Annotated in this window: 10 protein-coding genes; all 10 read left to right on the forward strand. The window is 64.0% G+C overall.

From position 1 onward, the window contains the following. Positions 1–2,132: DNA methyltransferase (locus EOA28_RS19540; protein ID WP_128315169.1), on the forward strand; the 2,132-nt coding region annotated here is incomplete at its 5' end. Beyond that, positions 2,132–2,413: a hypothetical protein gene (locus EOA28_RS19545; protein ID WP_128315170.1), complete on the forward strand. Its 282-nt coding sequence runs from the start codon at positions 2,132–2,134 to the stop codon at positions 2,411–2,413. The genes EOA28_RS19540 and EOA28_RS19545, both read left to right, overlap by 1 nt. Beyond that, on the forward strand, positions 2,406–2,675 hold the full coding sequence (locus tag EOA28_RS19550; RefSeq protein WP_128315171.1) for a hypothetical protein: 270 nt from the start codon (positions 2,406–2,408) through the stop codon (positions 2,673–2,675). Before EOA28_RS19545 ends, EOA28_RS19550 begins: the two co-directional genes overlap by 8 nt. Continuing rightward, positions 2,668–2,988 (forward strand): hypothetical protein, encoded by a 321-nt coding sequence (locus EOA28_RS19555; protein ID WP_128315172.1) that lies wholly within the window; start codon positions 2,668–2,670, stop codon positions 2,986–2,988. The genes EOA28_RS19550 and EOA28_RS19555 overlap by 8 nt, the downstream gene beginning before the upstream one ends. Next, positions 2,985–3,284, forward strand: a complete 300-nt coding sequence (locus tag EOA28_RS19560) for a hypothetical protein (RefSeq protein WP_128315173.1) — start codon at positions 2,985–2,987, stop codon at positions 3,282–3,284. The genes EOA28_RS19555 and EOA28_RS19560 overlap by 4 nt, the downstream gene beginning before the upstream one ends. Continuing rightward, on the forward strand, positions 3,277–3,819 hold the full coding sequence (locus EOA28_RS19565) for a hypothetical protein (protein ID WP_128315174.1): 543 nt from the start codon (positions 3,277–3,279) through the stop codon (positions 3,817–3,819). Before EOA28_RS19560 ends, EOA28_RS19565 begins: the two co-directional genes overlap by 8 nt. Further along, on the forward strand, positions 3,816–4,364 hold the full coding sequence (locus EOA28_RS19570) for a hypothetical protein (RefSeq protein ID WP_128315175.1): 549 nt from the start codon (positions 3,816–3,818) through the stop codon (positions 4,362–4,364). The genes EOA28_RS19565 and EOA28_RS19570 overlap by 4 nt, the downstream gene beginning before the upstream one ends. Continuing rightward, on the forward strand, positions 4,343–5,254 hold the full coding sequence (locus EOA28_RS19575; protein ID WP_128315176.1) for a hypothetical protein: 912 nt from the start codon (positions 4,343–4,345) through the stop codon (positions 5,252–5,254). The genes EOA28_RS19570 and EOA28_RS19575 overlap by 22 nt, the downstream gene beginning before the upstream one ends. Further along, positions 5,251–6,375 (forward strand): helix-turn-helix domain-containing protein, encoded by a 1,125-nt coding sequence (locus EOA28_RS19580; RefSeq protein ID WP_128315177.1) that lies wholly within the window; start codon positions 5,251–5,253, stop codon positions 6,373–6,375. The genes EOA28_RS19575 and EOA28_RS19580 overlap by 4 nt, the downstream gene beginning before the upstream one ends. After that, on the forward strand, positions 6,344–6,872 hold a 529-nt coding region (locus EOA28_RS19585; protein WP_128315178.1), incomplete at its 3' end, for a transcription termination/antitermination NusG family protein. The genes EOA28_RS19580 and EOA28_RS19585, both read left to right, overlap by 32 nt.

The following is a 6,872-nucleotide window of genomic DNA, read 5'->3' on the forward strand; positions in this document are numbered from 1 at the left end:
GCACAAAAACTTTCCAGACGTTCCTGCCTCTGTTCAGCAGCGTGCGCTTCAAGTTCGTCGCCACGGCCACGCCCTCGCCCAACCGCACCAAGGAACTGATCCACTATGCCGGCTTCCTCGGCGTGATGGACACCGGCCAGGCGCTGACGCGCTTCTTCCAGCGCAATTCGGAGAGCGCCGGCGACCTGACGCTGTTCCCGCACAAGGAAGACGAGTTCTGGCTCTGGGTGCACAGCTGGGCCGTCTTCCTGCAATCGCCGTCTGACCTCGGCTTTTCCGACGACGGCTATGTGCTGCCGGCGATGACGGTGAACTGGCACGAGGTGCCCATCGACCATTCGACTGCGGGTTACGACCGCGACGGACAGGGGCTGCTTATCCGCAACACGGCGCTTGGCGTGACGCAGGCGAGTGCCGCCAAGCGCGACAGCCTGCCCGCGCGCATCGCCAAGATGTCGGAGCTGATCGCGCAGGATCCTGAAGCGCATAGCGTGCTCTGGCACGACCTCGAGGATGAGCGGCGCGCGATCGAGGCGGCGGTGCCGGGCGTGCGCTCGATCTACGGCTCGCAATGGATCGACGCCAATGAGGAGAACGCGGTCGGCTTCAAGAACGGCAAGTTCCGGCACCTTGCGACCAAGCCGGAGATGTCAGGCGCCGGCAACAATTTCCAGAAGCATTGCCATTGGGCGATCTTCGTCGGGATCGGCTTCAAGTTCCACGACTTCATCCAGGCGGTGCACCGCATCGTGCGCTTCGGCCAAACGAGCGAATGCCGCATCGACATCATCTATTCGGAAGCCGAGCGCGAGGTGCGTCGCAACCTCGAAGGCAAATGGGCCGAGCATGAGCGGCTGATGGCGCGCATGGCCGAGATCATCCGCCGCTATGGGCTCGACGGCCTGCCGCTGGACGACGTGCTGCAGCGCTCGATCGGCGTGGCACGGCGCGAGGAGCGCGGCGAGAACTTCTGCATCGCTCACAATGACGCGGTTCTAGAAGCACGGCGCACGGCCGATGCGTCGATCGGCGAGATCATCACCTCGATCCCGTTCGCCAACCACTATGAGTACACGGCGAGCTACAACGATTTCGGCCACACCGACGACAACGGTCATTTCTGGGCGCAGATGGATTTCCTGACGCCGGAACTGCTCCGCATCCTGAAGCCCGGCCGGCTCGCCTGCATCCATGTGAAGGACCGCGTGCTGTTCGGCTCGGTGACCGGCGAAGGCGTGCCAACGGTCTCGCCCTTCCATGCCGAAGCGATCTTCCACTATCTGAAGCACGGTTTTCAGTACATCGGCATGATCACCGTCGTCACCGATGTGGTGAAGGAAAACAACCAGACCTACCGCCTGACCTATTCCGAGATGATGAAGGACGCCACCAAGATGGGCGTCGGCTGTCCGGAATATGTGCTGCTCTTCCGCCGGCCGCAGAGCGACCTCTCGCGCGGCTATGCCGACGAGCCCGTGGTGCATGACAAGCCGCTGGTGAGCACCGCCGACGGCGGCACGACCAGGTGGAAAGACGGCGACCGGCGCGCGCAGGTGCCGGGCAGCGGCTACACGCTGGCGCGCTGGCAGCTCGACGCGCATGCCTTCTGGCCGTCGTCGGGCGACCGGCTGCTGACTACCGACGAGCTGGTGCGGCTTGGGCCGAAGCCGCTGCGCGAACTGTTCCAGCGCTCGTTCGAGGGCGCGATCTACGATTTCGAAAAGCATGTGCAGCTCGGTGAGGAACTGGCGGCCCGTGATGCTCTGTCCAAAACCTACATGACGCTCGATCCGCGCTCGGGCGATCCGGGCGTGTGGCACGATGTGGTGCGCATGCGCACGCTGAATGGCGAGCAGGCCTTCCGCAACCTGGAGAAGCATGTCTGCCCGCTGCAGTTCGACATCGTCGATCGGCTGATAGACCGGTACTCCAATGCCGGCGACATCATCTACGACCCGTTCGGCGGGCTGATGACCGTGCCCTACCGCGCCATCCTGAAAGGACGCCGCGGGCAGGCTTCGGAGCTCAGCGAGACCTACTTCCGCGACGGCCTGCGCTACTGCCAGGAGGCGGAGCGCAAGCGCGCCATCCCGACGATGTTCGACATGCTTGGCTTGGAGGCGGCTGAATAATGCCGGTTCCCTCCTTCTCGCCCGCCATGCTGCAGCTCTTCCTCTACGCCCATTGCGTCGCCGCGCATGCGCGCACGCCGCGCCTGAAATTCCAGACTGCCGCCGAGCGTGAAAAGGCCCGGCTGCGCAAGCTGGCGCGGATCACCGTCAACCAGATGCATTCGGCCTGGATGGGGCGGCTGCCGACGCCGGAGCCGCGCGCGCGGCTCTGGGCGGTGCTCGGTCATTTCCCGTCGGACTTCGGCGTGGTGCTCACCCATGGAGGGCAGGAGCATGGCTGAAATTGGTCCCCGCTTTGCTGTTGCCGATTATCGAGTCATAGCCGAACGGCTTCCAGCCGGCGCCCTTGTGCGCCTGTCCTATGTGCTGGAAGCGTGCTTGGCCCGGACAAGCTCAACGATGGCCTCATATGCCACGCGCGATGCCTCGAAGGCTCGGGAGTGGTTTCTGCGCGAACGCGCCATTTCCGATTGCCATGCCGTGCTTGTGGAGGGTTACGAACGTCGTTTTGGCGAATTCCCGAGAGGTGTTCGCCATGGCTGAAATCGGCTTCGACAAATTCGCCGACGCGTTTCAGCAGCGGCTCGATGAGATCGGCTACTCGCTGCGCGTGGCCGAAGAGAAATGGCCGGAAACAGACCGGGCGATGCTGTCGCGCGCCATCAACGGCAAGACGCTGTCGGCCGGCAATTACCTGCTGCTCTGCGAATATGCCGGGCTCGATCCTTACCGCTATCTGGCGCGCAACCCGCGCCGCCGAACGACGGTAAAAACCATTCTAGATCACATGGTTACACCATCTGACAAACGTGAAACACGCGACCAGATCGCGCGCATGAGGGTCAATTCCAGATGACGCATTCCACCGAAAGCCTCGACCCTTATGTCAAGGCGATGCGCGACGCCGAGGACGATTCGGCGCGCGCCACCGTGCTGCTTGGCGCGCCTGTGTTCACGCTCATGCGCTGGCGCACGACCTTCGTCACCTATTGCCGCCGCGCCGCCTTCCGCGAGGGCGAAGTGTATCTCGATATCCTGTCCGAGACGCTTTCGAAGCCACGGCATCGCGGCAATCTCGGCGGCACCATGCCGATGTCCGGAGCGACCTCGACGTTGATTGGCGTGATCGAGCGGAGCGGCAACCATGGCTGAGCCGGCGCTGCGCAAACTCGACCGGGACCTGCCACGCATCGACATGTACGCGCCCGAGCTGCGCGCGCGGCTGTTGGCGCAGCGTGCCGGCATCAAGGAACCGCGCGCCAAGCCAAAGGTCATTGAAAAGCCACGGCCGGAAAGCGCGCAAGGCCTGATCATCGCGGCGCGCCAGATGCTGGCGGCCGCCGCCGCCGACCGTGAACTGGCCGCGCAAGCGCTGGCCGATGCCAGAATACAGGCCGCGACCATCATCGCAGAGGCCGAGGCGACGGCGCGCATCGTAATCTCAACCGGACCGGTTCTGCCGAGCGTCGCCGCAATCCAGAACGCCGTCGCCGAGCGCTACGGCATCAGCGTCAGCGCCATGCTCGGCCCGGGTGTTTCGAACGATCTCGTCGCGGCCCGGTACGAGGCCATCCGGCAGGCCCATGCGGCACGCCCCGACCTGTCGCCTGCCAAGCTCGGGCGCCTGTTCCGCCGCGACCGCACCATCATCATCCGCGCCATCGCCGGAAAGGGGCCAAAGCCGTGAACGCGCACACGCTCTCACCAGACGCCAAGCGCCTGCGCGAGATCAGGGCCGCGCTCGACTCGATCGCGCCGGCCGACTGGACACGCGTGCACGACCAGAGCGGCGCCTTCATCGAGATACGCGGCGCCATGGGCGAATTGTTCGTGCTGGCGCGCTTCGACCCCGGCGCGACAAACGAGGAAATGGCGTTCGCCACCGACGCGCCGGACATGGTGCGCTTTCTGCTGCGGCTGCTGGACAATTCGTTCCAGACCCTCCGCAAGCTCAAGGGCGCGCCGACGGCAAACCAGGCGGCGGGCGAGCCGGCGGCGAACAAGAACTTCGCGACCGAGTGCGCGCTGAAATGCCAGGACGCGCGCTTCAAGGTCTACCTCGAAGAGCGGCACGGGCTGGAACGGCCTCTGACGGACGATCGCGTGGCGCAGCGCGTGCGCTCGATCCTTGGCGTTCGGTCGCGCAACGAACTCAACACGGATGGCAGGGCGGCCGAAGCGTGGAAAGCGCTGCGCGCCGATTTCGCCGCATGGCTGAAGGCGCAGAGATGAAAAGCGGCTATGATCTTGGCCGCTGGTCTGGCGGTATAGCGGAATGGATTGAGGGCGATACAGCCTTCATCTCTGTCGCCTTCACGTGGCGATTGAACGACGCCTATCAGCGCGCTTGCTGGCATAAGGCTGCCGGTCTGAAAGTGCGTGTCGGCGGTCCCGGCGTCTTCACCCGTAAGCATTTTCTTGCGGATGTGGCTGAGATGGGCGGCTCGATCGAAGACGCCGTTTCGCGTCACAACCCGATGGCAACAATCGCCAGTCGCGGTTGCCCGGTCGGCTGCTGGTTCTGCATCGTTCCCAAGATGGAAGGCAAAGCGTTCACGCTGTTGCCGGATTTCCCGGTGCGGCCGGTTCTCTGCGATAACAATCTCTCGGCTCTTCCGGCTGAATACCAAGATCACATCGTTTCTCGCTATGTCGCTGCCGGCGTGCCGCTGCTCGACGCAAACAGCGGTTTCGAGCCGCGCACCTTTGACGATGATGTCTACGCCCGTTGGAAGGCGATCAATCGTGGCCCGTGGCGGTTTGCTTATGACGACATGGCCGAGCGGCCTTTCGTAGAGCGCGTCATGCGCATGCTGTCCGACGTCTCGCCACGGCAGAAGCGCGTCTATGTCCTGATCGGGAACGAACCTGTTGCGGCTTGCATGGAGCGGATCCGCGAAGTGATGGCTTGGGGCGGCGAACCGCACGTTCAGCCATTCATGAAACTCAATTCGTTGCAGCGCAGGCCGCATCCCCGTTTTGATTGGAATGAGCAGCTCCTGCGCGATGTGGCGCGCTGGGCGAACTCGCCAATGATCTGGCGAAAGACGCCGTTCGAAGATTATCGCCGCTCGGCGAAGACACGCGAGCGCTATGACGAGCAGGTGGGGATGTTCGTATGACCGGGCCGCGTCTCTCAATCATCCCGGCGCGCGCGGCGACCGACAGGGCGCTGAAACCGCGCGACCTGCAGGTGCTGTGCGTGCTCGGGCGCCACACCGACGATCTCGGCTGGTGTCGCAAGAGCCAGGTGAAGATGGCCGACGAGATGGGCTGCGCACGCGCAACCGTGTTCGAGGCGATCGAGCGGTTGGTCAAGGCCGGCTATCTCGAGCGCTATGTGCAGGAAGAGCAGAACGGGCGCGACAGCCCGCATGTCTATCGCGTCATCCTCGATCCGAAGCACGCCGATCCGGGCAGCGTACGCGAGGCCGATTCCGACGCGGATGACCCCTGCCGGCAGGCCGGCACCCCTGCCGGTATATCGGCACCCCCTGCCGGTCCAGAACCGGCACCCCCTGCCGGTCCAGAACCGGCACCTAAGAACGACCCTCTTAGAACGACCCACCAGAACGAATCCGAGAAAGAGCGCACGCGAGAGGAAGAAAAGGCAATCGAGCGCTGGCTGAAGAAGGCGCATCCGAACTGGCCGAGCTACATCAGCGACAGCGGGCCGAAGGCGCTGGCCGAGGCGCGCAAACTGACCGAGGCGGAGCGCGAGGTGGCGGCCGACCGCATGGGCGATTACGTGGCCAGCGCCAAGGTCGGCGGCCGGACAGTGATCTGCACCTTCGCCGTCTACCTCGCCGAGAAGCGCTGGGAGAAGCTGCCGCCAAAGGCTGCGCCGGCTGTCGAGGCCGACGACTATGCGCCGCCCTTCGGACCGGTGTGGATGGCGTTTGTGCTGGGCCACATGCTGGACGGCCCGACCAATCCTGATGCGACTGCTTTCGCGGAGCGCTGGCCGTATCTGTTCAAGCTGTTCGGCCTTGCGCGCGCCGGGCGCGGCTATCGCTTCGGCGAGCGCTGCCATGCGCTGAAAGGCCAGATGGTCGCCGTACCCGTCGACATGCCGCTGTGGAACGACTGGAAGGCCTGTTTCCAGCAACGCGGCTGGCCTTGGCTGCCTGACCCCGGCCGCGTGGCCTACTTCCCGGTTGGCGGACCGGACGGGCTGGAAGCATTCGAAAAGGCATGGCGAGGAAAGCAAGATGATGGCGATCGGCACCAAGCGGCTGAGTGATGCGGAGAAGATCAACCTCGATCGCTGCTACGCCAAAGTGGACAAGCAACTTGCGGTGTCGCGTCGGGCTCAAGCCCTGCTCGCCGCAGCGGGTCAGAGTGAGTCGGCGCTGCACTGGTACGTGCTTCGCGTCGAACTTCATTCAGAAATGGCTGTGGATAATCTTCTGACGGATGCCAATGTCGAACACTGGTTGCCGTTCATGAAGGTGGCCGACAAGCGTCGAAGCGGACGCAAGAAGGAGGCGCGCAAGCCTGTCTCGGTGCTCGCTTGGCCTGGCTATATGTTCGTGAGAGTGGAGCCGAAGGCAGAGGCATGGGCAGGCCTGCGCACGGTGAAAGGGATCGTCGGCGTGCTTGCTGCAGGTGAGAAGCCGTTCCCCGTAAAGCACGAGAAAGTCTTGCAATTGAAGGTCTTTCTCGAAGGCAACGTGATCGCTATGGGCGAGATCGCATCGATGTTCAAGCTCGGTCAGTTGGTGCGGGTCAATGCAGGGC

The sequence above is a fragment of the Mesorhizobium sp. M2A.F.Ca.ET.067.02.1.1 genome (assembly GCF_004023285.1).
Lineage (GTDB): Bacteria > Pseudomonadota > Alphaproteobacteria > Rhizobiales > Rhizobiaceae > Mesorhizobium.